A 25,308-nucleotide genomic window follows, 5' to 3' on the forward strand; every position below is an offset into this window, starting at 1 on the left:
GGCCGAGGCTTTCGGCACGGTCACCGCAGATTAGGCCCTACATATGGAAAGTGCCCTAGTTGCCAAAACCATTGCTCCCGCCGCGGGTGGCGGGGCGAAGTTTGGCAACTAGGGCAGTTGCACGGCCGAGAAAGCTCGAGCCATGCGCCGGTTGTGTGGCTAGCGGGCGGAGCTGGCCTCTAGGTGCTCGAAGAGCTTCATGACGGTGTCATGGCCCTCGGTGGTGGAGATCTTGATGTTCTTGGCCGCGATCTCGCCGGCGCGAAGGCTGGCCATCTCCTGGTGGTAGCGGAAGACGACGGCAATGGTGGCGGCGACCGGCACAGCAAGGAAAGCGCCGATGATGCCGGCGAGGGCGGAGCCGACCGTGACGGAGAGCAGCACCATGGCGGCATGCAGCCCCATGGCCTTGGACTGGAGCATCGGCTGGAGAACGTTGCCCTCCACCTGCTGGACCACGATGATGAGCAGCAGGGCGAGAAGGGCCTTGGTGAGGCCGTCGGAAACCAGTGCGATGATGACGGCCAAGGCGCCTGCGGTCACCGCACCGATGACGGGGATGAAGCTGGCGAAGAAAGTCACCACGCCGATAACCAGGGCCAGCGGGACCTGCAGGGCCCAGAGGCCGAGGCCGATGAGGAGGCCGTCGACAGCCGCCACGGCAGCCTGGGCCTGGATGAAACCGGACAGCGTATTCCACACGCGGGTCAGCAGCTCAGTGGCGTGCCAGCCGGCGGAGTAGCCGGTGTAGGTGCGCAGCCACGGCAGGAATCTATCGCCGTCCTTGAGGATGAAGAAGGACACGAACAGCATGATGGCCAAGGCCATGACGATGGAGCTGGCCATGGAGACACCAGAAATGACGCCGGTAGCGATCTGGGAGGCTTGGCCCTTGATGAACGCCATGGCGTCATCAAGCACTTCCTGCACCTTCGCCGCATCAATTTCGAAGGGGAGATCCTTCGCCATGACGACGAGCTTGTTCAGGCCGTCCTCGGCCTGATTGACCAGCGCCGCGCCTTGCGTGGACACGACCGGTGCCATCGCGGCGAAGACACCGCCGATGATGGCCAGGAAGCCGAGCAGGGTGGTGATGGCGGCTAGGGCGCGGGGGAATTTCTTGCCCCGCAGCCAGGTGGTCACCGGGAAAAGCACCGTGCAGACCAGGATGGCAAGGATGACGGGCAGAAGGCCTACCCAAATGAATTTCAGCAGGTAGCCGGCCAGGCCCACGCCTGCGACCACGATGATGAAGATCAGGCAGATCTTCGCCAGGGAAATGGCATCGCGGCCGAGGACACGGGACTTGTCGTCGGTTTCTGAGGGGTGAAGGGTGGCTTCTTCATTGATGGGCTTCGCCACCGCGTCGGAGGCCCCATTGTGCTGGGCGTCCGAAGCGGTGGCATCACCGGTGTTTTGACTCATGCGCTACATCTTCTCATATGAGCGCAGGAAAGTAACTATGCGCGGATGCTGCCCACCTCGCGGATGATGCCGAAGCGGTGCATGGTCACCGATACGGCCTGCTCGAGGAGGAAGGGGAGGAGCTCGCGGCGGCCGTCGGCAAGCACAGGCTGGTCCAGCACCACCGAGTTGGACTGTACTGCGGCCTCAAAGACGCCCTCTTCCACGGAGCCTACCGAGCGCACACGGCCGGACTCGAGACTGGAGACCTCGCGGATAAAAGCCTCGAGTGCTACGCCATCGACGCCAAAGCCGAGCTCGCGCAGCTCCGCAGCCTTCTCCGGGGCGGCGCTGAAGCGAACCGGGGAGTTGGTGCGGGTAGCGGCGAGGGTGAGGCGGGCGACGTCGCGAAGCTCGGCGTCCTCAGAAATGCGCACCTGCAGCGGGCTTAGCAGCGGGCGGTAGCGGAAGACGTTGGCCTCGCAGACCAGGCCAGCGCGGTCGTGGTCGCGACCGAACTCCTGCTGCCAGGCCAGCTCGTCGAGCTCGGCAGCACGCCACAGCCAGGCGGTGTCCTCATCAGAAAGGGACAGGTTAGCGAAGGCACGCAGCTGGGCGGCCACCGGCTGGGAAATGTCGACGTCGAAGGGGCGCAGCGGGCCCTCGGACCAGGTGCCGAACTGTGCCACGTAGTTCGGGCCGCCTGCCTTGGCACCCGGGCCCATGACGGACTTCTTCCAGCCGCCGAAGGACTGGCGCTGCACAATCGCGCCCGTGATGCCGCGGTTGACGTAGGCGTTGCCCACTTCGACGCGCTCGAGCCAGTAATCGATCTCATCGTTATCCAGCGTGTGGATGCCGCCGGTCAGACCATAACCGGTGGAGTTCTGCCACTCGATGGCCTCCTCCAGGGTCTCCGCGTGCATGATGCCCAGCACCGGGCCGAAGCACTCGTTGACGTGGAACCAGGAGCCCGGGCGCACGTTATCGCGGATACCCGGGGACCACAGGGTGCCTTCCTCGTTGAGCTTCTCCGGCTTCACCAGCCACTTTTCACCCGGCTCCAGCTGGGTGAGGCCACGCAGCAGCTTCTCGCCCGGGGCCTCGGCTAGGCCATTCATCGTCGTGGTGATGTCGTAGCCGGGGCCGGTGATGAGGGTCTTGACGGCGTCGACAAGCTGCGAGCGCAGGCGCTGCGATTCGCCAGCCGCGCCGACGAAGATGACCAGGGAGGATGCGGAGCACTTCTGGCCGGAGTGGCCGAAGGCGGAGAGGTAGAGGTCCTGGATGGCCAGATCCGGGTCCGCGGACGGGGTGATGATGAGCGCGTTCTTGCCGGAGGTCTCCGCCATGATGTTGAGCTCCGGCTTCCAGGAACGGAAGAGCTTGCCGGTATCGGAAGCACCCGTGAGGATGACGGCATCGACATCGTCGTGGGAGATGAGCGCGCGGCCGGCGTCACCCTCGTCGGTGAAGACGAGCTGGACCAGATCCGGGTCGAGGCCCTGAGCCTCGAGGCCGGCGCGGAAGGCCTCCACGACGAGCTTCGCGCAGTGCACGACCTGCGGCGCTGGCTTGATGATGACGGCCGAACCCGCAGCGAGTGCTGCCGCGATGCCGCCGGTGGGGATGGCCACCGGGAAGTTCCACGGCGGGGTCACCACGGTCACGCGGTGGGGCGTGAACTCGGCGGCGTAGCTCTCCAGCAGGCGCGCGGACTGTGCGTAGTAGGTGCAGAAGTCGATGGCCTCGGAGATTTCCGGGTCGGTCTGCGTGACAGTCTTGTTGGCCTCGTAGGCGGCCACGGAGATGAACTCGCCGCGGCGGTTGGCCAGCTCATCGGCCACGGCCTCGAGGGCGCGGGCGCGGTCCTCGGCAGGGCGCGCGCCCCACTCGGCGCCGAGCTCGGCGGCGCGGGCCACGTGATTGTCGACGACCCCCGCATCCGTCACCTCCTCCACGCCATGCTCACCCGGGTCGGTGGCCAGGGCCTTAAGCGCCCATTCGCGGTTGGCTTCCAGGGCCGGGTCGGTGTCCGGCTCGTTGGCGAAGCGCCCTGTGCGCGGTGCCTGGCGGCCGGCAGCCTGCTCGGCCTCCTCCAGGCGGTTTTGGGTGCGGCGCGGGCCGGCGAAGGTATCCCAGCGCTGCTCGACGGCCTCCCGGAAGACCTCCTCCTGGTCCTTCAGTGCCTTCTCCTCTGGGGCGAAGAGGGCGTAGAGGAAGTTCTGCGGTGCAGAGTTCTCCTCCAAACGGCGCACCAGGTAGGAGACCGCGACATCGAAGTCCTCCATGTGCACCACTGGGGTGTAGAGGATCTGGCGGCCCTCGAAAGCCTCGCGGACCGCAGCCTGCTGGGCCGGGGACATGCCCTGGAGCATCTCGGAATCCATCATGCGCATGACACCGCGCTTGGTACCCAGCTTGTAGGCAAAGGCCGCGGTGTAGAGGTTGTGGGTGGCCACGCCGATGCGCACGCAGTCGGCGAACTCGGGGCGCAGGATGTAATCGAGCAGGCGGTAGTAGTTGGCGTCCACCTCATCCTTGGTGGCATAAGGTGCTGCCGGCCAGCCGTGGATTTCACCCTGGACGTGCTCCATGGAAAGGTTCGCGCCTTTGACGATGCGAATCTTGATGTGGGAGCCGCCCTCGGCCACGCGCTGCTGAGCGAACTCCGCGAGGTGGGCCAGGGCGTCGAAGGTATCCGGCAGGTAGGCCTGCAGGACGATGCCTGCCTCGAGGTTGGTGAACTCCGGCTCGCTGAGCAGCTCGGTGAACAGGCGCACCGTGAGGTGGAGGTCGTGGTATTCCTCCATGTCCAGGTTGATGAAGACCTTATCCGGGCGGCGCGCGGCGGCCTCGTAGAGCGGGCGCAGGCGCTCCTTGAGGCGGACCAGGGAACCCTCGATATCCCACGGGTTGAGCTGGGCCACCATGGAGGAGGCCTTGACGGAGACGTAGGTCACGCGCGGGTTATTGATGAGCTTGAGGGTGCGCTCAGCGCGGGAGCGCGCTTCGTCGTCGCCCAGCACGGCCTCACCGAGAAGGTTGAGGTTGAGCTGCTCGCCGGACTCGGCGGCCTTGTCCAAGGTCTTGTTGAGGGCGTCGCTCTCGGCGTCGAGGACCAGGTGGCCGACCATCTGGCGCATGCGCATGCGGGCCAGCGGCATGACCAGGTTGGGCAGGATGGGCCCGAAGAAACCGCCCAGGCCCACCAGCGAACCGTTGATGAGACCGAGGAAGGACGCGTCATAGGTGGTGGTGACGGACTTCAGCGCGTGTGCGGCTACCTTGTCATCCTCGGGGCGCATGACGCGGTCCACGAAGTCCATGGTGAAGGCCACCCCGTCCGGGTTGCGCAATAAGTCTGCGAGCTGTTCTGTGGCCGGATCCTGCTCGTCGGCGGTGGAGGCGAGCCAGGAGTGGGCCTGGGCCGCGGCGTCGGCGATCAGAGCGGCGTCAATGTCGGTGGATTCGGGCACGGGGGTGTGAGCATCGTTAGTCATGGATTACAACCTTTATGGGTCTCAAGGCACACTGGTACAGCCTTATGGAATGCGGAAAGAACACAAACTATCGAGTCCAGCAGTTGCTCAAGCTCTGTGCGGCGCTGATTAGCCTGTCCAGTTTGTGTGATAAGAGGGCTTACTTAACGTTGGCGTGCACAACTGGAGGCCGGTCGGAAGAACGACGCTGTCTAATGAAGTAAGCATTCATATGTGACCACCCTTCTTGCGTGGGGAAACGGCCAAGCGGTGGCTTGGCCGGGCCAGCGAAAAATAGGCGCCTTTAACATGGTCCGCCACACAGTGGGTGCAGACATGTAACCCATCTCGCTTATATGAAAGCTAGCCCCTTATGTTGGGGTGAGTCAATCCCACAGGTGTTGTTTTGAGGGGAGGTTGCTACCCCCGTGTTAGTGACTGAGATACTCCGTGAGATCTGTCGCGATCTTCTGTGCGCCCATTGGACCTAGGCCGAGTGCCCACGTATCGTCGCTGACCTCGATAGCATGGCCGTCTTTAACCGCTGGAAGCTGCTGGAACGCCGCAGTGGAAATGGCGGTGTCTTGGCCGGTGGCGGAGGGATCTCCGTAGCTGCAGTAGAAGATGTAGTCGGCGTCCGCTTGGTCAATGTTCTCCGGTGAGATTTCTGCAGCGAGCTCTTCGATGTCCTGGTTGGCGGGGCGGGCGAGGCCGGCGTCATCAAGCACCGTTCCAATGAGTGAAAGGCGCCCGTAGAGGCGTACTTTGCCCGGCATGAAGCGCAGAATGGTGACGGTGGTGTCTTCGCTAGCTGGCCCGTCCTTAATGACCTTCTTTACTTCTTCGATCTTCTTGTCGTAGTCGGCCATGACTTGTTCGGTGCGCTCTTCCTCGCCGAGGGCTTCACCGATCAGGTGGAAGTTTTCTTTCCAAGTGTACCCAGGGCGAATCGAGAAAACGGTAGGCGCGATGGAGCTGAATTGGTCATAATACTTATCCATGCGCAGCTGCGAGCCGATGATGAGGTCCGGTTGTAGTGAGGCGATCTTTTCCATATTGACTTCGTTGATCGTGCCTACCGTTTCGATGTCACTTGCTTTGTCGGCCATGTAATCGGGGACGGGGTTCTGACCCTTAGACGTGGTCATGCCGACTGGCTTCATGCCAAGGGCAAGGACGGAGTCGAGCTCGCCGCTTTCGAGAACGACTACTCGTTGAGGCTTCTCTTTGAGCTCGGTCGTACCACGGGCATGTGTGACGGTGCGGGGGAACTGGCCGGGAGCTGCATCGCTGCCAAAGGATTGGGTCTTCTCTCTGGCTCCAGCAAAGCCCTCGCCACCAGTTGCCACGGAGTCATTTCCTGCGGCGGAGTTGGATTTTCCTGTTTCCTTCTCTGCTGGAGAGGATGAGCTGGACCCGCCGGTGTTTGAATCGGCGTTTTCGAGGCTGGCGCAACCGGTGAGAGCTAGCGCTGCGGTAAGGCCAACAGCGGTAAGGCGGAGGAGTGGGATGTGAGACGCGATTTTCTTTCGAGTAGTCATAAAAGGTAGCCTAACCTAAAATAGGTCAAGCTAAGGAAACGTGAGCGTATGAAGGTGTTTGGGTGGTGTTGGTGATTGAGCAGGGGGTGCACACCGGAAAGGGAAATACTCGGCGTCTTGGTCGGGTAGTAGTTGCTGGCCTTGCCATTCTCTGTATCGGCGTGGGGCTGTCGCTGGCGTTGGGGGCGCGCAGCATTCCTTTCAGTGACGTGTTGGCCGCCCTTCGAGGTCAGCCTGGTATAGCTTCCTCGATCGTGTGGGAGAGGCGGCTTCCCCGTACTCTCGTGGCCGTTTGTGCGGGCTGTGCTTTGGCTCTCGCTGGTGCAGTTCTGCAGATTATGACGCGCAACCCTTTGGCAGATACCGGAGTTTTCGGGATTAACGTAGGCGCCAGCTTGGCCGCGGCCATTGCTCTGGGCTGGTGGGGGTGGCAATCACCTTTTGCTTTTTCGCTCGCAGCCATCATCGGTGCGGCAGTGACCATGCTGCTGGTCACCGCGGTAGGGCGTGGCAGAGCTGGCGATGTTGATCCGCTGAGACTGATTCTTGCAGGTGTAGCCATCGGGGCGGTATGTGAAGGGCTTTCCTCCGCTCTCATCCTGGTAGATCCGCACTCTTTTGCACGTATCCGCGCGTGGGTGACGGGCTCTGTTGACGTGGCCTCGTGGACACCGGTGGCGATTACAGCCGGCGGGTTAGCAGTTGGTGTGGTGCTGCTGATTGCCTTTGCGCGCCATTTGCCGCCCCTTGCTCTGGGGGATGACGTTGCGGCGGGTCTCGGTATCAACCTCAAACTGACTCGTTTGGGACTTGTCGCGGCGGTAACAGTGTTGGCTGCTACCGCTACCGCAGCGGCGGGGGTGATTGTATTTGTCGGATTAGTCATCCCGCATGTTGTCAGGCTGTGCGGGATATATGAAGAACGGGCACAGCTTGTCGCCGCTGCCGTGGTGGGGCCTTTGTTTTTGTTGGGAGCCGATATTGTGGGGCGCTACCTCACTGCTGCTGAGTTGCCGGCTGGCGTCACGGTGTCGCTCATTGGTGCCCCAGTATTGATTGCGCTGTCCCATCGCGCTGGAAGGAGGCTGTGATTGTGAGCGTGAGAAGTGTTTTGTCCTTTACGGGCATTGTGATCGTCGCACTGGCTATTGCTGCCTATTCGCTCTTCTCGCCTGGTGCCGGGCAAGAAAGCGCAGCGTTGTGGTCCGTGGCTACGAATCCCAATAGCACTGACTTTGCGGCCACCGTCGTGTGGCAATGGCGTGCTCCGCGGGTGGTTGCTGCGATTGTCGTAGGAATGTGTTTGGGCATAGCGGGCGCCATCTTTCAGATCCTTACTCACAATCCTCTGGGGTCGCCCGACATCATCGGGTTTAATACCGGTGCCTATACCGGTGTCATCGCGGTTTCCTTGGCGGGCTTTAGCTCCGCGTTCAACATTGCGCTAGGCGCATTGGTGGGTGGGGCTCTCACTGCGTTACTCATCATGGGGCTTTCATTTGCAGGAAGGCTTACGGGAGCAAGACTGATTGTGGTGGGGATTGGAGTGACGTTCTTTCTTTCAGCAATAAACAAGTGGTTGATTCTTAGCGGTGAGTTGGAGCAATCCTTAGGCGCGGCGACTTGGGCTGCTGGAACATTGAATGCTGTGTCCTGGGCACGAGTTATTCCATTGGGGGTGCTGGGAGGCGCGGCGTGCGTCGCTGGGTTGCTGCTGCGTGGCTGGTGCGACGCGCTTGCCCTGGGGGATAGCGCGGCGAGTGCGTTGGGGTTGAACGTGAGTCGTGCACGTGTGGTGATGGTTCTGGTTGGCACAGTTCTTGTCGCTGTATCGACGGCGATAGCGGGTCCAATCTCATTTATCGCCCTCGCGGCCCCGCATATGGCTCGGTTGCTCTCGCGTCCAGACAGGACACCGGTGTTGCTCTCTGGAGTCCTCGGTGCTCTTTTCTTGCTCGCTGCCGACTTAGCAGGGCAGCGACTGTTTTTCCCAATTACTCTGCCTGCCGGTCTTATTACGGTGTGCGCCGGTGGCATCTATCTGGCGGGTCTGCTGCTGTGGCAATCCCGAGCTGCCGGAATGAAAGGTCAGTAAAGTGAACCAGCAAAAAGTATGTGACGGTGCGCCGAGCGTGCGGGCTGAGGGGGTGAGCATGTCCTACGGGAGGACTGCCCCGCTAATTCTCGACTCGGTGGATGTGTCTTTTCCGGCCGGGAAATTCACTGCCATTATCGGTCCCAATGGTTGTGGAAAATCCACTTTGGTCAAGGTGTTGGCGCGGTTGGAAACACCGAACGCGGGCGCGGTGCGCATTGGCGAACAAGATGCAGCCGCATTCTCTCGGCGAAGCTACGCTCGGCGCGTCGCCGTGATGTCGCAGCAATCCATAGCTCCCGAAGGGATCAATGTCAGGGAACTGGTCGCGCGCGGGCGCTTCGCCCACCAAGGATTTATGGGGTGGAGGAGTCAGGAGGACGAGCGTGCTGTTAGTCGCGCGCTAGCAAAGGTAGGCCTTGAAGAACTGGAGACGGCCGAGGTAGCGGCGTTGTCTGGTGGTCAGCGTCAGCGTGCTTGGCTGGCTATGGCCCTCGCCCAGGAAACGCCTGTGCTCTTCTTGGATGAGCCAACGAGCGCTCTTGACATCGGATACCAGCATTCCTTCATGCGGCTGATGCGACAGCTGGCAGGAAACAAAACCCTCATTGCGGTCATTCATGACTTGGCGCATGTATTGCGCTATGCGGATCGCGTCGTGGCGATGAAAGATGGAAAGGTGTGGGACGCGGGCGTGCCGCGCGACGTCATTACCCCTGCCCTTATTGAGGAACTCTATGGGCTGACAGTCCGCGTTGTAGATGTGGACGGTGAGCCAGCAATCGTCCCTGTGGGGTGAGTTTCCGCCAAACCGGTTTTGTTTTCCCAGCGTGTGGGCGGTAATTAAAAAAAGTTGAGTGGATCGGGAACAACTTTGGGTTTGCCCGCGTTGTGTAGGTTGAGTGACCGGCGCTCAGGTTTGGATGACAATGGGTGCCGCTTCTGTTAGAGTTCAACCCTGAACGCGGCGGAAGTTGAGTCGCGCACTATCAACTTAAGAACAAACCCCAACAAGCAAGGAGAAGAGATTATGGGACGCGCAGTAGGAATTGACCTCGGTACCACCAACTCGGTCGTATCCGTTCTGGAAGGTGGCGAGGCCACCGTTATCGCTAACTCGGAGGGTTCCCGCACCACCCCGTCCGTCGTGGCTTTCGCTAAGAACGGCGAAATCCTCGTCGGCCAGTCCGCTAAGAACCAGGCGGTCACCAACGTTGACCGCACCATCCGCTCCGTCAAGCGCCACATCGGCACCGACTGGACCATCGACATTGATGACAAGAAGTACACCCCGCAGGAGATTTCGGCCCGCACGCTGATGAAGCTGAAGCGCGACGCCGAGGCTTACCTGGGTGAGGACGTTACCGACGCCGTTATTACCGTCCCTGCTTACTTCGAGGACTCCCAGCGCCAGGCCACCAAGGAGGCCGGCCAGATCGCAGGCCTCAACGTCCTGCGCATTGTTAACGAGCCGACCGCCGCTGCACTGGCCTACGGCCTGGAGAAGGGCGAGCAGGAGCAGACCATCCTGGTCTTCGACCTGGGCGGCGGTACCTTCGACGTCTCCCTGCTGGAGATCGGTGACGGCGTGGTTGAGGTTATGGCTACCGCTGGTGACAACCAGCTCGGTGGTGACGACTGGGACCAGCGCATCGTCGACTGGCTCGTCGATAAGTTCAAGGCTTCCCAGGGCGTTGACCTGACCAAGGATAAGCGCGCTGTCCAGCGCCTGCGTGAGGCTGCTGAGAAGGCCAAGATTGAGCTGTCCTCCTCCCAGTCCGCCAACATCAACCTGCCGTACATCACGGTGGACTCTGAGAAGAACCCGCTCTTCCTGGATGAGACCCTGTCCCGCACCGAGTTCCAGAAGATCACCCAGGACCTCCTGGACCGCACCAAGGAGCCGTTCAACCAGGTCATCAAGGATGCTGGCCTGTCCCTGTCCCAGGTTGACCACGTGGTCCTCGTCGGTGGTTCCACCCGTATGCCGGCCGTGTCCGACCTGGTCAAGGAGATGACCGGCAAGGACCCGAACAAGGGCGTTAACCCGGACGAGGTCGTGGCAGTCGGCGCTGCTCTCCAGGCAGGCGTGCTGCGCGGTGAGGTCAAGGACGTGCTGCTTCTCGACGTCACCCCGCTCTCCCTCGGCATCGAGACCAAGGGTGGCGTGATGACCAAGCTCATCGAGCGCAACACCACCATCCCGACCAAGAAGTCCGAGACCTTCACCACGGCTGATGACAACCAGCCTTCCGTGCAGATTCAGGTCTACCAGGGCGAGCGCGAGATGGCTTCCGCCAACAAGCTGCTCGGCTCCTTCGAGCTCGGCGGCATCGCCCCGGCACCGCGCGGTGTCCCGCAGATTGAGGTCACCTTCGACATCGACGCCAACGGCATCGTCTCCGTCTCCGCTAAGGACAAGGCCACCGGCAAGGAGAACACCATCAAGATTCAGGATGGTTCCGGCCTGTCCCAGGAAGAGATCGACCGCATGGTCAAGGACGCCGAGGCACACGCCGAGGAAGACAAGAAGCGCCGCGAGGAGCAGGAGACCCGCAACCAGGCCGAGTCCACCTCCTACCAGACCCGCAAGTTCATGGATGAGAACTCCGACAAGCTGCCGGAGGACTTGAAGAACCGCGTGACCGAGGCTGCCGATGCCGTCGATGAGGCGCTGAAGGGCGATGACATCGAGGCGATTAAGTCGGCCGTCGAGAAGCTCGGCACCGAGTCCCAGGAGCTGGGCAAGGCCCTGTACGAGGCACAGGCTGCTGAGGCGGGCGCCGAGGGTGCCGCTGCTGGCGACGCCGCTGGTGACCCGAACGTCGTCGACGCCGAGGTTGTCGACGAGGACGACGAGAACAAGGAGAAGTAAACCATGACCTCCCCTCAGGACCCGGGCAACCCGGCCAATACCGACCCTGAGGCAACCTCCGCTGAGGCTGCGGAGGCTGCCGCCGCCGAGGCCGCTTCTGCCGACGGCGCCGTGGATGACGCCACGGCGAACACCGCTGAGGCAGAGGCCGCGGTAGAGGACGCCGCCCGCGACATCACCGATGAAGCGGCCGCGGGTGAGGAGACCGTTGCGGAAAACTCCTTGGAAGCTCAGCTCGCTGAGCGCACCGAGGACCTGCAGCGCCTCAACGCGGAGTACACCAACTACCGCCGCCGCACCGAGCGCGACCGCCAGGCCGTGATCGAGACCACCAAGGCCAAGGTCTTGGCAGACTTCCTGCCAATCCTTGATGACATGGAGCTCGCTCGCCAGCACGGTGACCTCAACGAGGGCCCGCTCAAGGCCATCGCGGACAAGCTCACGGGCGTGCTGACCAAGAACCAGCTGACCCCGTTCGGCGCCGAGGGCGATGCCTTCGACCCCGAGGTGCACGAAGCGATCCAGGACTTGTCCACCGGTGACGAGCAGGTCATCGGCACGGTTCTGCGCCGCGGCTACACGGTGGGGGAGCGCGTTGTGCGCACCGCCATGGTGATTATCGCCGCCCCTGCAGAGTCAGCCGATACCGCTGAGAGTCCGGATAGCTCGGACAACGCAGAATAGGTATTGCAGGTGGCGTCAGGGCTCAATGTTCCTTGGCGCCACTCTTCTTTTCTCTACTTAGTTAGCTTTTTACTTAGCAAAAAATCTTAAAACCCAACCATGAATCGACTCTCCTGAAAGGAGGAGATGCCCAGTGAACGCTAAGCCAGAATGGGCAGACAAGGATTATTACGCGGATCTGGGGGTCTCCTCATCCGCTACCGCCGAAGAGATTAAGCACGCTTACCGCAAGCTGGCCCGCCAGAACCACCCCGATGCCAACCCGGATAACCCCGCGGCGGCGGAGAAATTCAAGCAGGTGGCTGAGGCCTATGACGTGCTCTCAGATAAAGCGACCCGCAAGGACTATGACCAGTTCAAGGCCATGATGCGCGGCGGTGGCTTTGGACGGAGAGGAGGCGCCGGGTTTCCCGGCGGGTTTCGATCCACGCACATGGGTGGACCGGGTGCGCAAGAATTTGACATCTCGGACATCTTCGGAGGATCCGCTCGAGGAGCGTCTCAAGGCGGCGGTCTTGGGGATATCTTCGGTGGCGTTTTCAACCGCGGCGGTGGTGCTGGCCACACAGCTCGGCCGTCGCGGGGGGCCGACGTCGAAACGCAAATAACCCTCGACTTCCGCGAGGCAGCAAAGGGAACCACCATCCCGCTGCAGCTCAGCGGCGAAGCTCCCTGCACCACGTGCCACGGCTCCGGTTCAAAGAGTGGCAAGTTGTCGACGTGCTCGACGTGCGATGGCACCGGTTTCACTTCTGAGCAGCGCGGTACCTTCGGTTTCTCGGCGCCGTGCACGGACTGCGATGGCACCGGCCAGCGCGCCGAGGATCCGTGCGCGGATTGCTCCGGTTCCGGAACGGTGCACCGCACCCGTTCCATCACGGTGCGCATCCCCGCAGGCGTGATCGATGGCCAGAAAGTGCGCCTTGCTGGTCAGGGTGAAGCTGGCCCGAATGGCACGCCGTCCGGTGACCTCTTCGTGGCGGTCACGGTAAAGCCCGACAAGGTCTTCACCCGGGAGGGCGACGACCTGCACGTCACCGTCCCCGTCTCCTTCGCGGAGCTGGCCTTGGGCGACACCATTACGGTGCCGACCCTCGATTCACCCGTGCGCGTGAAGGTACCGGCGGGCACGCCCGATGGCCGCACGTTGCGCGTGAAGGGCCGCGGTGTGGCCAAGCGCGGCGGCAAGGCCGGTGACCTCATGGTGACCGTACAAGTTACGGTGCCCTCCACCCTGGATGCTGCTGCCTCCTCGGCACTGCGCAGTTACGCGCAGGCGGAGAAGGACTCCGGCTTCGATCCGCGCGCCGGCTGGGCCGGCAACACGGTAGCCCGCTAGGAGGAGGTGCATGATGAGCAAAGACAGGATGAACCGAAGCGATGCGGCGCAGCCCAAGGCGATGTACGTCATCTCCGTGGCTGCGGAACTGTCTGGCATGCATGCTCAAACCCTGCGCACGTATGACCGGATGGGGTTGGTCTCCCCGGCCCGCACCTCCGGCGGTGGGCGCCGCTATTCCGAGAGCGATATCGAGCTTTTGCGCAAGATCCAGACGCTCTCGCAGGATGATGGTGTGAACTTGGCTGGTATCAAGTCCATCATCGAGCTGACCGCGGAGCGTGACCGCCTCGCCGCCGAGCGTGATGAGTTGCAGGCCGAAGTTGAGCGCTTGCGCAGCCAGGTGCGGCCATCGCGCGGCGAGCTGGTCCACGTACCGCGTTCGACATCCGTGGTGATGTGGAAGCCGCGTCGCAACCGACGCCGCGACAGCTAGGCACTTCCCCCTCCCTTTGCGGGAGGGGCTTTTGCTGTTTTGGGGCCCGGCCAACTCTGCTCGGACTGAGGCCGCGTGCTCTTCGCGCGCAAGGTGCCCTTGTTGACAAAGTTCTTGTTCAAAATTGCGCTGGGCCTTCGAACTTTGGCAGCAAGGCGCCTTTAGGCAACGGCCTCAAAGCTTTCCTCATTGAAAACGTGAGTTTGGCAATACTTATCGCTACACTCGCGTCCAGCGTTGTGCTGCCTGCCACTTGTAGATGCGATTGTGTGGGCGGCCACCGTGACGGTACTGAATCCACGAGAAAGGCACTAGGCACATGACTTTGTACGCAAACCCAGGCACCCCTGACGCCATTGTCAACTTCCGCGAGCGCTATGACAACTACATCGGCGGCGAGTGGGTACCGCCGGTCGATGGTGAGTACATGGACAACATCACCCCGGTGACCGGTGAGGTTTTCTGCCAGGTGGCCCGAGGTAAGGAAGCAGACATCAACTTGGCCATCGATGCCGCGGAGAAGGCTTTCGAGACTTTCGGCAAGACCACCCCGGCGGAGCGCGCGCTCCTGCTGCATCGCATCGCGGACCGCATCGAGGAAAACCTGGAGAAGATCGCCGTCGCGGAAACCTGGGAGAACGGCAAGGCTGTGCGCGAGACCCTCGCCGCCGATATCCCGTTGGCTGTTGATCACTTCCGCTACTTCGCCGGCGCCATCCGCGCACAGGAGGGCCGCCTGTCCCAGATCGACCAGGACACCGTGGCTTATCACTTTCACGAGCCGCTGGGTGTGGTGGGGCAGATTATCCCGTGGAACTTCCCGCTGCTGATGGCGGCGTGGAAGATTGCACCGGCGCTGGCCGCAGGTAACACCATCGTGATGAAGCCGGCTGAGCAAACCCCGGCATCGATTCTGCTGCTCATTGAGATTATTGAGGACCTCCTGCCGAAGGGCGTGCTCAACATCGTCAACGGCGTCGGCGAAGAAGCTGGCGTGGCTCTGTCCACCTCGGAGCGCATCGCCAAAATCGCCTTTACCGGCTCCACCCCGGTGGGCAAGATCATCAACAAGGCTGCTGCGGACAAGGTCATCCCCGTCACGCTGGAGCTCGGCGGCAAGTCACCGTCCATCTTCTTCGCGGACATCATGGACAAGGACGATGCCTACCTGGAGAAGTGCGTGGAGGGCTTTGTCATGTTCGCCCTCAACCAGGGCGAGGTCTGCACCTGCCCGTCCCGCGCATTGATCCACGAAGACATCGCGGACAAGTTCCTAGAACTGGCGGTGGAGCGCGTAAAGAAGATCAAGATTGGCCACCCGCTCGATACCGAAACGATGATGGGCGCGCAGGCCTCCCAGGAACAGATGGACAAGATCACCGAATACCTTGAGGTGGGCCCGAAGGAGGGTGCGGAAACTCTCGTCGGCGGCCACGTGAACAAGGTGAAGGGGCTGGAGAACGGCTACTACATTGAGCCGACCGTCTTCCGCGGCACCAATGATATGCGCATCTTCCGCGAGGAAATCTTCGGACCGGTGCTCTCCGTGGCCACGTTCAAGGACTTCGAGGAGGCCATCCAGATAGCCAACGACACCAACTTTGGCCTTGGTGCTGGTGTGTGGTCGCGCCACCAGAACACCTGCTACCGCGCCGGGCGGGAAATCCAGGCCGGCCGCGTGTGGGTGAATCACTACCACGTTTACCCGGCGCACAGCGCCTTCGGCGGCTACAAGGAGTCTGGCATCGGACGCGAGAACCACCTCATGATGCTGTCCCACTACCAGGAGACGAAGAACATGCTGGTGTCCTACTCCGAGGAGCACGCCGGCCTCTTCTAAAGGCAGTAACCCCACGTGGCTGCCTTCTAATAGCGTCGTGCGATGACGCCCAGGCCCCGCAGGAATGCGGGGTCTTTCCAATAGGTGCCATGATCGCCCGGACGCCCGCTAGCACCTGGCAGAGGTGTTGCACCGAAGGCGGGGGAGGTGGGATCGGGGCCATGGATGCCACCATGCGGACCGGTGGTAATCGCGATGGGATCCTCGGTGTTTCGCGCGCTCCAGACACGGCCGTGCAGCTGTGTGGCACTATCCACGGAAGCGCCGGGGCTGCCGACGAGCACGACGTCATCCGCAACATAGTCCTGTTGCGCGGCCTTACCTACAACCACCGAGCCATAGGAATAGCCGATGAGGATGTGCTGAGCCCGAGGAAAGCGCTGCCGCAAGGCGCGTTGGAAGCGGCCTAGCTCGGCGGCCCCGCGGCGCGCCGGGTCTTCGTGCGCCGCGCGGGACAATGTGGGCGGGGCGGAGTAGCCAATCCACGCCACCGTAGGCCCATGGGTGGCGCGGGCGATGGCGCGGGCGCGCTCCACGGCGGTGGGCCAGCTTGCTGTATCGGAAGAACCTACACCGCCCACAAACGTGCTGACCTGGGCGGCCTGTGTGCCGATGTTCTCTGGGTCCACGAGCGCCACCAGCCGCCCAGGGCTGGCCTCGAGCACGGTGACATCCGGGTTAGCCGCGGCCAGGGAGCGGACCTCATCGCTGGCCATGGTCAGCTGGAGCTCGTGCAATTCGGTCAGCGAGAGGTCGCCGAAATCCTCCAAACGGCTTGGCGGTTGGGCCAGCTCCGGAGTGCACAGGGCGGTGAGTTGGCGGGCGCAGGCCCAATCGAGGACGTCGCCAAGCGCGTCCAACTGCCCCAGCGCCACGCTGGCGGGTTCTGCAAAGGCGGGGGCCGAAGCCAGCCGCACAGCGCGTGCGCGCAGCTGTTCAATTCTCTCCTGCAGCGGCGCGTAGAGGCTCAGGATGTGCGCGGCAAGGCGCATCTGCTGCACGGGATCCACCAGGTTGTCGCTGGCGCGGTGCAAAGAGCGCCGCGCGGCATCGGCCGCTATGCCGGAAATCGCTAGACCTACCCAATGATGGTGTGACACATCTATATAATGTTCCAGCTCAGATGCGTAGCGTTCCATTTCCAAAGCTTCGAAACGAAGCGTCTCGGACACGCTCATTGCGTTCCTTCCAAATGTGAGGAAAGCTCCGCATCAAGACCGTGGGCCAACCCCACGAAGCGGTCAAGCTCTTCCAATTGCGTCCTCCGAGCTTCTTCGCTGGCCCGCCGGGCGTCCTCCCACTGGGCGCCGAGGAGGGCAAGGGCGCGGGCGGTGCGGGGAGGATCCTGCAAGGTAGGTAGCGTGGCGGGGCAGGCATGGCCGAAGAGGTAGCGGATCTGCTCGCGGGCAGCCCGGTCAATGTTGAGGTGGTTCATAGCATTGAGACTGCGCCAACTGTCCTATCGCCGTAAAGGGCGGCCGCCGCGAATCCACGAAATCTGTGGATAACTAGTCCGGGCTCGTCTACCGTGGGCCGCATGAAGGTAGCAGCAGTTCAATTGACCAGTACCGGAGACGTTGAGGACAACCTCGCCGTAGCCCTCGATAAGATTCGGGAAGCCGCGGACAACGGTGCGCAACTTATCGTTCTGCCGGAAGCTACCACCCAGAGCTTTGATTCCGGGCGCCTCGATACGCACGCGGAGGGCCTCGACGGCCCCACCGCCGCCGCCGTGCGCGCGCTGGCAGAAGAACTCGGCGTGTACGTGGTGCTGGGAATGTTCGCCCCAGCGGATACCGTCCAGCGGGGTGAGAAGACCATTAACCGCGTGGCCAACGTCGCGCTCATCGCCGGCCCCGGAGTGCTCGGCGGCTACGAAAAGATCCACACTTACGACGCCTTCAAGTACAAGGAATCCGATACCGTCCGGCCCGGTGAGTCACTTGTTGTCTTCGACGCCGGGGAGCTCACCGTGGGTGTCGCCACCTGCTATGACATCCGCTTCCCCGAGCAGTTCAAGGAGCTAGCCCGCCAGGGAGCCCAGCTCATCGTCGTGCCCACCAGCTGGGCGGATGGCCCGGGCAAGTTGGAGCAGTGGCGCCTGCTCAGCGCGGCGCGCGCGCTCGATTCCACGACCTATGTTTTGGCCGCGGGTCAGGCTCGCCCCGGTGGGGAGGCGAAGGCGGGGGAGGCCTCCGGGCCCACCGGGATTGGGCACTCCGTCCTCGTGGCGCCGGATGGCACGCGCCTCGCGGAGGCGGGCTATGAGCCGGAGATCCTCTACGGCGAGGTGGATCCAGACACCGTGGCGAAGGTTCGTGAGTCCCTCCCCATTCTGCACGCATAGGCTCCTTTTCCACGCATAAGCGCTTTTGGCGCTTATGCCCACTGGGACTTCTTCCACGCCGCCCAGGCCTCCCAGTCATGGCCCCACCCGTCAAGCTCCGCGGCGGAGGCCGCCCACTCGTGGCCGCGCTGCCAGCTATCCGTGGTGATTGCCTCCTCCGCAACGCCACCGTCGAGTAGCGCCGCGCGCGCTAGTTCGACGCGATCGGCAGGACCGATGAGCACGAAGCGGCGGTTCGTTCCCGCCGCGGCGAGCACCGGTTCCATCGGTTCGTTGGCCACCACTGGGTTGAACCCGGCGGCCAGCGGCCGTGCTCCGAGCAGCCAGGGATCCTGCGAATCCCGAACGATGTGCCGCAGAGTGAGCTCCGGAATCAGGGCCTGCAGGTTGGCCTGAAACTCCGTTTCATAGTGCTCGCCCGGCGAGGGGGCCACGGCATAGACCTGGAGCCCGGAGGGGAGGGTGCTCCCCAGGGCGTCGAGAAGCAGTGCCCGGGCGCCTGCCCACCCGGTGCCGAAGGAAATGAGAGTGGTCTCGGAATCGAGCTGCGGTGGCTCACCGGCGGGCATGCCCAGCGTCCACCAATCGCCCGGCTGGGCCTTCGCCAGCATGGAGGAGGCCTCACCCGCCAGCGCGAGGTGGAATGTCAGCTGCCCTGAATCATCGGAGGGCGCTGCCGGGGTCAGGGGGCGCCAGGTGCCGGGCGTGAGCTGCGAGGTCACCGGTACGTGCTGGCCCGCGCGGTAGTCCAGCGCCATGCCGGATTCCAGCCGGACCACAGCGGTGTTCCGGTTGGGCTTGTCCACCGCCACGACCTGGGCGCTGTGAGCAGGGGGAGTGCCGGCGGCATCCGCCTCCTGGGCGGCGCTGCGCATGATTGAACACACGCTGGAAATGGTGCGCGTGGCCACGTCGTGCTGGTGCGGCGTCAGTCCCAGCACCGTAAGCCCCTGCACCAGGGAATCCTCGAATTTGGGATACACCTCAGGGGGGAAACCGTGGCGGCGATGATCACGCCCCATCTGCGCTAGGCGCTTGGCGACGTCCCCCCGAACCCCACCGTCCTCCACATTCTCCAGCACCCACGCCAGCGCGGGGGCTAGTGAGGGGTGCGTGTCCTTCATCGACAAGGCGAAGACTTGGCGGGATTCGGCCACGGTGGCAAAAAAGTGCCTGTGTACTGCATCGCGATAGTCCTCGGCATGGTTGCGCAGGTGCTCACCCAGTTCCCTCATGCCCGCCCATCCTAGCGCCTGGGGGTAGCGTCAAAACCCCCTAGGGTTATACGTCAGGGGTGGCAAAGCGGGGAGGGAGTTGTAGTGTAATCTACGGTTCATTTCCCGAAAGTGGGTGAGTCTCGTCTCAAGGATGCCGCGATGCGCGGCATGGAAGGAAGATCTCGCATGGAAGATTTCTCTGCGTACACAATCATGACCGACGTGGGCTGGATTTCTTTGCTCATGGTTATCGGCAACGTTTTGCGCCACCAGATCAAGTTCGTATTCCAGGACTTGCTGCTGCCTGCCCCCATCACCGCGGGCCTGCTCGGCTTGATCTTGGGGCCCAATGTCTTGGGCTGGATTGGTTTTTCTGAGAACCTCGGTGATTACACTTCGCTGCTCATCGCCGTGGTCTTTGCTTCCATGGCCTTCTCCATGGAGATGGGCGGCAACATGGGCAAGGGCGCTCGCAACATGTGGGGCTATTCCACCATGATGTTCACCGGCCAGTGGGGCCTGTTCATCATCCTTGGCCTCTTGCTGTTTAAGCCTACTTTCGACACGCCTGACTGGTTCGGCATGATGCTGCCCGTTGGCTTTACTGGTGGTTTCGGTACTGCCGCGGCCGTCGGCGGTGCCCTGGAGGGCGTGGGCGCTGAGGCAGCCTCCTCGCTGGGCTTTACCTCCGCTACCGTGGGTACCTTGGCCGCCATCATCGGCGGCATCATTGCGGGTAACTGGGGCATCCGCAAGGGCAAGGTTTCGCACGTTCCGAAGCAGCTCCCGGAGGAGCTGCGCCGCGGTTACATCTCGCGCCTGGAGGATCGCCCCTCGCTGGGCCGCGCGACGACGAACCCTTCCGCCATCGAGCCCATCACCCTCCACGTTGGCTTCATCGCCCTGACCGTGATGACCGCCTACGGCATTAACAAGGGCATCGCCTCCATCTGGGAGAACGTCTCCATCCCGCTGTTTGCCATGTCCATGGTCGTGGGCCTGCTCTTCCGCGCCGTGATGAACATGGTGGGTGCTAAGGACTACCTGGATAAGGACACGGTGAGCTCGGTCTCCGGTGCGGCGACTGACTACCTCATTGCCTTTGGTGTGGCGGCCATCGTGCCCGCAGCTGTCGCGGCCTACTGGCAGGCCCTCCTGCTGCTCTTCGTCCTGGGCACCATCTACTGCATCTTCTTCCTGATGTGGTTCCCCGCCGAGTTCTTCGGTGAGCGCTGGATTGAGCGCGGCATCTTCGGCTGGGGCTGGGCGACGGCCACCGTGGCCACCGGCATTGCGATCCTCAAGATCGTGGACCCCAAGCTCAAGTCCGGCACGCTGTCGGAGTACGGCATGGCCTACATCGGCTTCGGCCCCTTCGAGATTTCCTGGACCATCATCGCGCCGCTGTCCGTTATGTACGGCTTCACCGCTGGCTTTGGCTGGATCTCCCTGGGCATCGCGGTGGTCATCTACCTCGTGTTCAAGTTCACCGGAATGATGCCGCCGCGCGGCACCATCTTCAAGGAAGGCATCGGGCACGTCGGCTCATCGAAGTAGACGCTAAAGCCCTTCGCGCGCAATCCCCCAGGCCGTGGCCTGGGGGATTGTTTTATTGGTAAGGGTGTGGCTTGACTGAAGGGGAGCTTTTTGAACACATTGCTCTTTAACTGAAGATAGGGGTAAAATTAAGAAGTTATTAGCGTGGCGCTCGCCCAGTGTCTACGTTTCTTCCGCTATGTGAGCGCAAACTTAGGAAGCCGTATGCATTTTCTTTATGAAGACTCACTTCGTGAGCGTGTACTCGAGTCTGCGCTTCATATCGGAGCTGCGGAGGGTGATGAGGCCATCTCCGTCGAATCCGTGGCCAAGCTGGCGGAGCTTAGTGCTGCTCAGGTGCTTGCGGAGTTTCCTGACCGCGAGGCCATCGTGCGGGCGATCCCCGAATATGTGACTGACCGCAAGGTCAAGTTTCTTGAGGAAACGCTCGATGCGGACCCAGGCTACGCCGATCTTTTTACCAAGCTGACAACTTTTACTGAGGCCTATTACGAGTACGCCGAGCGTGAGCCGGAGCTGTTCCGCTACCTCTTTGAAAAGAAGGCCTATGTCTTCGAGGACGAATGGCAGGCTCTCTTAGAAGGAAATTTGACCTATAACCGGACCTTGGACCTGATCTACGAAAGCATTGCGCTCATCGCGACGGAGGAAAAACTCCAGGTTGGAAGCGATGTGTGTTTCGAATCGGTGGCAAAGTTCAGCGTTGCTACCTTGGCCACTGTTCATGGCATGGCGCACCTCAGCGTTCTCGGCGTACTGCGGCACCAGCACTCGGTGGTGCGGCGCTTCAACCTGCGCGAGGTATGCAAGGCGCTCATCGGAACGCTGTTCAAGGCGGCGGAGTCGCTAGAAATGCCGAGCCTGCGCGATCCTATGCAGGATTACCGTGCGATGCTCGCCGGTTTTGTTCCGGACCGCGATCCAGCTCTCGATATCTCTGCGATTGAGGATTTGCAGAAGCTTCCTGCGGAACGCGCGCGCATGGCCGTCATGGAACTCGCCATCCAGCTGGCGGCGCGCGACGGGCTGAAGGCAGTGACCATCGAGAACGTGGCCGAGTACTTCGGCGTCTCCGATGTGTTCATTGCTTCGTTGGTGGACAATGACTTCGTGCTGCGTGAATCCGTGGAGCAGGAAACCGACTGTGAGCTTGAAGCCCGCAGCCTCTACCTCCTAGAGCAGCTGCCGGAGGATGCATCGGCCGTCGACAAGCTCCTGTGCGTAGCGGTGGCCTACTTCGATTACGCGGTGACCTACCCCGAACGTTATAGCGCCTGCATCGCCGCTGCCTCTGGGTCCGTGGTGCCGCTGAGTGCGGATGGCGAGGAACAGACCAAGATGGGTGTGTCCTTCGCATTGTTGATGCGTTTTGCCCGCGAAGCGCTGCGGGAGGCTGGGTACGAACCGGAGGATCGCCTGGTTTATGTCAAGAACTTCACCCTGTGGGCCGGTGCTGACGGCATGTGCCACCTGGCTTCTATGGGTGAGTTCCGTGGTATCGACCTCGAGGAAAAGTGGTCCATCTATTACTTCGTGACGGGCGTGGTCCTAGCAACCTTTGCCTATGATCTTCCCGGCAAGCAGCCGCAGACTGTCTAGCCCGTTTAATCGTAGATAAACGTAGATAAACACCGGCTCTTCCGTTCTGCTGAATCCAGCAGGGCAGAGGGGCCGGTTTTCTTGTGCCCGCGGCGTGCCAGGATAGGCGGTGTGCCAATATAGGCACGCCATTACAGAGGGAAAAGAAAACTTGAGCTTGTGCCGATCAACCTGGCGTAGACGCGGAAATTTAAAAAAGTTCTAGTTGAGTGGAACAGACTCAAGTTCTATGGCGTTATAGACAGTGAAGCTTCCTTCGCCACTGTTGTCGCGGGAAGGTTTGGACAAACAGTAGAAACGGAGAAACACAACAATGAGTTCTTTTAACCCCACCACTAAAACTCAGGAGGCCCTGCAGCAAGCGCTGCAGACGGCCTCCGCCAACGGTAACCCGGACATCCGCCCGGCACACCTCTTAGCAGCCATCCTTGAGCAGAAGGACGGCATTGCCGCCCCGGTGCTCAAGGCCACCGGTGTGGATCCGGAGACGGTGCTCAAAGAGGCGCGCCAGCTTATCGACGCCCTCCCAAAGGCCGAGGGCGCCAACATGGCGAACCCGAACTTTAACCGCGACGCCCTCAACGTCTTGACCCGTGCCCAGGAGCTGGCCGGCGAGCTCGGTGATGAGTTCGTCTCCACCGAGGTTCTGCTCGCAGCTATTGCGGGTTCCAAGTCGGATGCCGCCGAGCTGCTGACCTCCCGCGGTGCCACCTATGACGCGCTCAAGGGCGCTTTCCCCTCCGTGCGCGGCGCGGCCAAGGTGACTTCGGAGAACCCCGAGGAGCAGTTCCAGGCACTGGAGAAGTACGCCACTGACTTAACCGCCCGCGCCCGCGAGGGAAAGATCGACCCGGTCATCGGCCGCGATCAGGAAATCCGTCGCGTCGTGCAGGTGCTTAGCCGTCGCACGAAGAATAACCCGGTGCTCATCGGTGAGCCCGGCGTGGGTAAGACCGCCATCGTGGAGGGCCTGGCCCGCCGCATCGTGGCCGGTGACGTACCGGAATCCCTCAAAGGCAAGACGCTGCTGAGTCTGGATCTCGGCTCCATGGTCGCCGGCGCGAAGTATCGCGGCGAGTTCGAGGAGCGCCTCAAGGCCGTCCTCGATGAGATTAAGGCTTCCGATGGGCAGATCATCACCTTCATCGATGAGCTGCACACCATCGTCGGCGCCGGTGCCACCGGTGAGGGCTCTATGGATGCCGGCAACATGATTAAGCCCATGCTGGCCCGCGGGGAGCTCCGCCTGGTCGGTGCTACCACCCTCGACGAGTACCGCAAGTACATCGAGAAGGACGCCGCCCTGGAGCGCCGCTTCCAGCAGGTCTACGCCGCTGAGCCTTCCGTGGAGGACACCATCGGTATCCTCCGTGGACTCAAGGAGCGCTACGAGGTGCACCACGGCGTGCGCATTCAGGACTCAGCCCTGGTCTCTGCCGCGGAGCTCTCGCACCGCTACATCACCAACCGCTTCCTGCCGGATAAGGCCATCGACTTGGTCGATGAGGCCGGCTCTCGCCTGCGCATGGAGATTGACTCCTCCCCGCAGGAGATCGATGAGCTGGAGCGTATCGTCCGCCGTCTCGAGATTGAGGAGCTGGCTCTAAAGAAGGAATCGGACGCCGCCTCGAAGGACCGCCTGGCAGCCCTTCAGCAGGAGCTGGCGGATGAGCGTGAGAAGCTCGGCGAGCTCAAGGCCCGCTGGGCCAATGAGAAGAAGGCCATCGATGACGTGCAGACCATCAAGGAACAGCTGGAGGATCTGCGCCGCCAGGCCGAGATTGCGGAGCGCGATGGTGACCTAGCCCTGGCCTCCGAGATCAATTACGGCAAGATGCCGCCGCTGGAGAAGGAGCTGGCCGCTGCTGAGGAGAAGGCGAAGCAGCAGCACAACACCATGCTCACTGAGGAGGTCACTCCGGATACCATCGCGGAGGTCGTCTCCGCTTGGACAGGCATCCCGGCCGGCAAGATGCTGCAGGGTGAGACCGAGAAGCTGCTCAACATGGAGTCCGTGCTGGGTGAGCGCGTGGTGGGCCAGAAGGAGGCCGTCACCGCGGTGTCCGACGCCGTTCGTCGCGCGCGTGCCGGTGTGGCTGATCCCAACCGCCCGACCGGTTCCTTCCTCTTCCTCGGCCCGACCGGCGTGGGTAAGACGGAGCTGGCGAAGGCTTTGGCGGACTTCCTCTTTGACGATGAATCCGCCATGGTCCGCATCGACATGTCCGAGTTCGGTGAGAAGCACTCCGTGGCCCGCCTCGTCGGTGCCCCTCCGGGATACGTTGGCTACGACGCCGGCGGCCAGCTCACCGAGGCGGTGCGACGCCGCCCGTACACGCTGGTGCTTTTCGACGAAGTCGAGAAGGCCCACCCGGACGTCTTCGACGTGCTGCTCCAGGTGCTCGATGAAGGCCGCCTGACCGATGGCCAGGGCCGTACCGTGGACTTCCGCAACACGGTCATTATCCTGACCTCGAACCTGGGTGCCGGCGGCACCAAGGAAGAGGTCATGGAGGCGGTCAAGCGCAGCTTCAAGCCGGAGTTCATCAACCGTCTCGATGATGTCGTGATGTTTGAGCCGCTGACTTCGGATTTGCTCACCGGCATCGTGGACATCCAGCTCAAGGGCTTGGCCGAGCGCCTGTCCGGCCGCCGCCTGACGCTAAACGTGTCCGATGCCGCCAAGCTGTGGCTAGCGGAGCGTGGCTACGACCCGGCCTACGGTGCCCGCCCGCTGCGCCGCCTGATCCAGCAGGCCATCGGTGACCAGCTGGCCAAGAAGCTCTTGGCCGGTGACATCGTGGACGGCGATACCGTGCACGTTGACGTCGCCGATGGCGGCGAGCACCTCGACCTGTCTGCCCGCACCGCGTAATCCGCCGACTAAGCGGT

The 25,308-nt window shown here is 62.3% G+C and carries 18 protein-coding genes; 12 read left to right on the forward strand and 6 right to left on the reverse strand.

Annotation, left to right across the window (positions count from 1 at the left end; all coding sequences use genetic code 11):
* Positions 1–159 precede the first annotated feature (159 nt).
* The 3 genes from HMPREF2967_RS05860 to HMPREF2967_RS05870 all read right to left on the reverse strand — a co-directional run bounded on the left by HMPREF2967_RS05860 (position 160) and on the right by HMPREF2967_RS05870 (position 6,427).
* Positions 160–1,425, reverse strand: a complete 1,266-nt coding sequence (locus HMPREF2967_RS05860) for an AI-2E family transporter (protein ID WP_232770687.1) — start codon at positions 1,423–1,425, stop codon at positions 160–162.
* Between the two features lie 35 nt (positions 1,426–1,460).
* Entirely contained in the window at positions 1,461–4,907 is a 3,447-nt protein-coding gene (locus HMPREF2967_RS05865; protein ID WP_070685457.1) for a bifunctional proline dehydrogenase/L-glutamate gamma-semialdehyde dehydrogenase, read from the reverse strand.
* A gap of 410 nt (positions 4,908–5,317) precedes the next feature.
* Complete coding sequence (locus HMPREF2967_RS05870; RefSeq protein WP_046647137.1) at positions 5,318–6,427, reverse strand: ABC transporter substrate-binding protein; 1,110 nt, start codon at positions 6,425–6,427, stop codon at positions 5,318–5,320.
* A 161-nt stretch (positions 6,428–6,588) separates the two neighbouring features.
* Between HMPREF2967_RS05870 and HMPREF2967_RS05875 the strand changes: the two genes are divergently transcribed.
* The 8 genes from HMPREF2967_RS05875 (at position 6,589) to HMPREF2967_RS05910 (ending at position 15,696) form a co-directional block, all read left to right on the forward strand.
* On the forward strand, positions 6,589–7,518 hold the full coding sequence (locus HMPREF2967_RS05875) for a FecCD family ABC transporter permease (protein WP_232745446.1): 930 nt from the start codon (positions 6,589–6,591) through the stop codon (positions 7,516–7,518).
* Between the two features lie 2 nt (positions 7,519–7,520).
* Positions 7,521–8,522, forward strand: a complete 1,002-nt coding sequence (locus HMPREF2967_RS05880; RefSeq protein ID WP_052750500.1) for a FecCD family ABC transporter permease — start codon at positions 7,521–7,523, stop codon at positions 8,520–8,522.
* Positions 8,523–8,580: 58 nt separating this feature from the next.
* Entirely contained in the window at positions 8,581–9,321 is a 741-nt protein-coding gene (locus HMPREF2967_RS05885) for an ABC transporter ATP-binding protein (protein ID WP_232770689.1), read from the forward strand.
* Between the two features lie 231 nt (positions 9,322–9,552).
* Positions 9,553–11,397, forward strand: coding sequence for a molecular chaperone DnaK (gene dnaK, locus HMPREF2967_RS05890; protein WP_070523650.1), 1,845 nt, complete (start codon positions 9,553–9,555; stop codon positions 11,395–11,397).
* Positions 11,398–11,400: 3 nt separating this feature from the next.
* On the forward strand, positions 11,401–12,081 hold the full coding sequence (gene grpE, locus HMPREF2967_RS05895; RefSeq protein WP_070685460.1) for a nucleotide exchange factor GrpE: 681 nt from the start codon (positions 11,401–11,403) through the stop codon (positions 12,079–12,081).
* A 133-nt stretch (positions 12,082–12,214) separates the two neighbouring features.
* The gene (dnaJ, locus tag HMPREF2967_RS05900) at positions 12,215–13,420 is read left to right on the forward strand and encodes a molecular chaperone DnaJ (RefSeq protein ID WP_070564019.1); all 1,206 of its coding nucleotides are present in this window, start codon (positions 12,215–12,217) and stop codon (positions 13,418–13,420) included.
* A 13-nt stretch (positions 13,421–13,433) separates the two neighbouring features.
* Positions 13,434–13,856 carry a heat shock protein transcriptional repressor HspR gene (locus HMPREF2967_RS05905; protein ID WP_070523924.1) on the forward strand — a complete coding sequence of 141 codons (423 nt, stop codon included), beginning with the start codon at positions 13,434–13,436 and terminating at the stop codon, positions 13,854–13,856.
* Between the two features lie 319 nt (positions 13,857–14,175).
* Positions 14,176–15,696, forward strand: a complete 1,521-nt coding sequence (locus HMPREF2967_RS05910) for an acetaldehyde dehydrogenase ExaC (RefSeq protein ID WP_070685463.1) — start codon at positions 14,176–14,178, stop codon at positions 15,694–15,696.
* Positions 15,697–15,722: 26 nt separating this feature from the next.
* Here the strand turns inward: HMPREF2967_RS05910 and HMPREF2967_RS05915 are convergent, their stop codons facing one another.
* Positions 15,723–16,796, reverse strand: coding sequence for an alpha/beta hydrolase (locus tag HMPREF2967_RS05915; protein WP_232770692.1), 1,074 nt, complete (start codon positions 16,794–16,796; stop codon positions 15,723–15,725).
* 74 nt (positions 16,797–16,870) lie between these two features.
* Complete coding sequence (locus HMPREF2967_RS05920) at positions 16,871–17,131, reverse strand: hypothetical protein (protein ID WP_070685468.1); 261 nt, start codon at positions 17,129–17,131, stop codon at positions 16,871–16,873.
* A gap of 102 nt (positions 17,132–17,233) precedes the next feature.
* Here HMPREF2967_RS05920 and HMPREF2967_RS05925 point away from each other — a divergent pair, with 102 nt between their 5' ends.
* Entirely contained in the window at positions 17,234–18,043 is an 810-nt protein-coding gene (locus HMPREF2967_RS05925) for a carbon-nitrogen hydrolase family protein (RefSeq protein WP_070685471.1), read from the forward strand.
* A 32-nt stretch (positions 18,044–18,075) separates the two neighbouring features.
* Here HMPREF2967_RS05925 and HMPREF2967_RS05930 read toward each other — a convergent pair whose 3' ends face one another.
* Entirely contained in the window at positions 18,076–19,278 is a 1,203-nt protein-coding gene (locus HMPREF2967_RS05930) for an FAD-binding oxidoreductase (protein WP_070685474.1), read from the reverse strand.
* A 168-nt stretch (positions 19,279–19,446) separates the two neighbouring features.
* On the opposite strand from HMPREF2967_RS05930, the gene HMPREF2967_RS05935 reads away from it, so the two are divergent.
* From HMPREF2967_RS05935 to clpB, 3 genes are all read left to right on the forward strand, one after another.
* Positions 19,447–20,817, forward strand: coding sequence for a sodium/glutamate symporter (locus HMPREF2967_RS05935; RefSeq protein WP_070685477.1), 1,371 nt, complete (start codon positions 19,447–19,449; stop codon positions 20,815–20,817).
* 204 nt (positions 20,818–21,021) lie between these two features.
* Positions 21,022–22,416 carry a TetR/AcrR family transcriptional regulator gene (locus HMPREF2967_RS05940; RefSeq protein ID WP_070685481.1) on the forward strand — a complete coding sequence of 465 codons (1,395 nt, stop codon included), beginning with the start codon at positions 21,022–21,024 and terminating at the stop codon, positions 22,414–22,416.
* A gap of 313 nt (positions 22,417–22,729) precedes the next feature.
* The gene (clpB, locus tag HMPREF2967_RS05945; RefSeq protein ID WP_070562387.1) at positions 22,730–25,291 is read left to right on the forward strand and encodes an ATP-dependent chaperone ClpB; all 2,562 of its coding nucleotides are present in this window, start codon (positions 22,730–22,732) and stop codon (positions 25,289–25,291) included.
* The last annotated feature ends 17 nt before the right edge of the window (positions 25,292–25,308 follow it).

It is taken from the genome of Corynebacterium sp. HMSC059E07, assembly GCF_001814395.1.
Lineage (GTDB): Bacteria > Actinomycetota > Actinomycetes > Mycobacteriales > Mycobacteriaceae > Corynebacterium > Corynebacterium hesseae.

Bases quoted from the DNA above. Each gene is read 5' to 3' on its own strand.
- grpE (WP_070685460.1), top strand. From the start codon at position 11,401: ATGACCTCCCCTCAGGACCCGGGCAACCCGGCCAATACCGACCCTGAG.
- HMPREF2967_RS05920 (WP_070685468.1), bottom strand. From the start codon at position 17,131: ATGAACCACCTCAACATTGACCGGGCTGCCCGCGAGCAGATCCGCTAC.
- HMPREF2967_RS05925 (WP_070685471.1), top strand. From the start codon at position 17,234: ATGAAGGTAGCAGCAGTTCAATTGACCAGTACCGGAGACGTTGAGGAC.
- HMPREF2967_RS05860 (WP_232770687.1), bottom strand. From the start codon at position 1,425: ATGAGTCAAAACACCGGTGATGCCACCGCTTCGGACGCCCAGCACAAT.
- clpB (WP_070562387.1), top strand. From the start codon at position 22,730: ATGAGTTCTTTTAACCCCACCACTAAAACTCAGGAGGCCCTGCAGCAA.
- HMPREF2967_RS05930 (WP_070685474.1), bottom strand. From the start codon at position 19,278: ATGAGGGAACTGGGTGAGCACCTGCGCAACCATGCCGAGGACTATCGC.
- HMPREF2967_RS05905 (WP_070523924.1), top strand. From the start codon at position 13,434: ATGAGCAAAGACAGGATGAACCGAAGCGATGCGGCGCAGCCCAAGGCG.
- HMPREF2967_RS05940 (WP_070685481.1), top strand. From the start codon at position 21,022: ATGCATTTTCTTTATGAAGACTCACTTCGTGAGCGTGTACTCGAGTCT.
- HMPREF2967_RS05910 (WP_070685463.1), top strand. From the start codon at position 14,176: ATGACTTTGTACGCAAACCCAGGCACCCCTGACGCCATTGTCAACTTC.
- HMPREF2967_RS05885 (WP_232770689.1), top strand. From the start codon at position 8,581: ATGTCCTACGGGAGGACTGCCCCGCTAATTCTCGACTCGGTGGATGTG.
- HMPREF2967_RS05870 (WP_046647137.1), bottom strand. From the start codon at position 6,427: ATGACTACTCGAAAGAAAATCGCGTCTCACATCCCACTCCTCCGCCTT.
- HMPREF2967_RS05865 (WP_070685457.1), bottom strand. From the start codon at position 4,907: ATGACTAACGATGCTCACACCCCCGTGCCCGAATCCACCGACATTGAC.
- HMPREF2967_RS05935 (WP_070685477.1), top strand. From the start codon at position 19,447: ATGGAAGATTTCTCTGCGTACACAATCATGACCGACGTGGGCTGGATT.
- dnaK (WP_070523650.1), top strand. From the start codon at position 9,553: ATGGGACGCGCAGTAGGAATTGACCTCGGTACCACCAACTCGGTCGTA.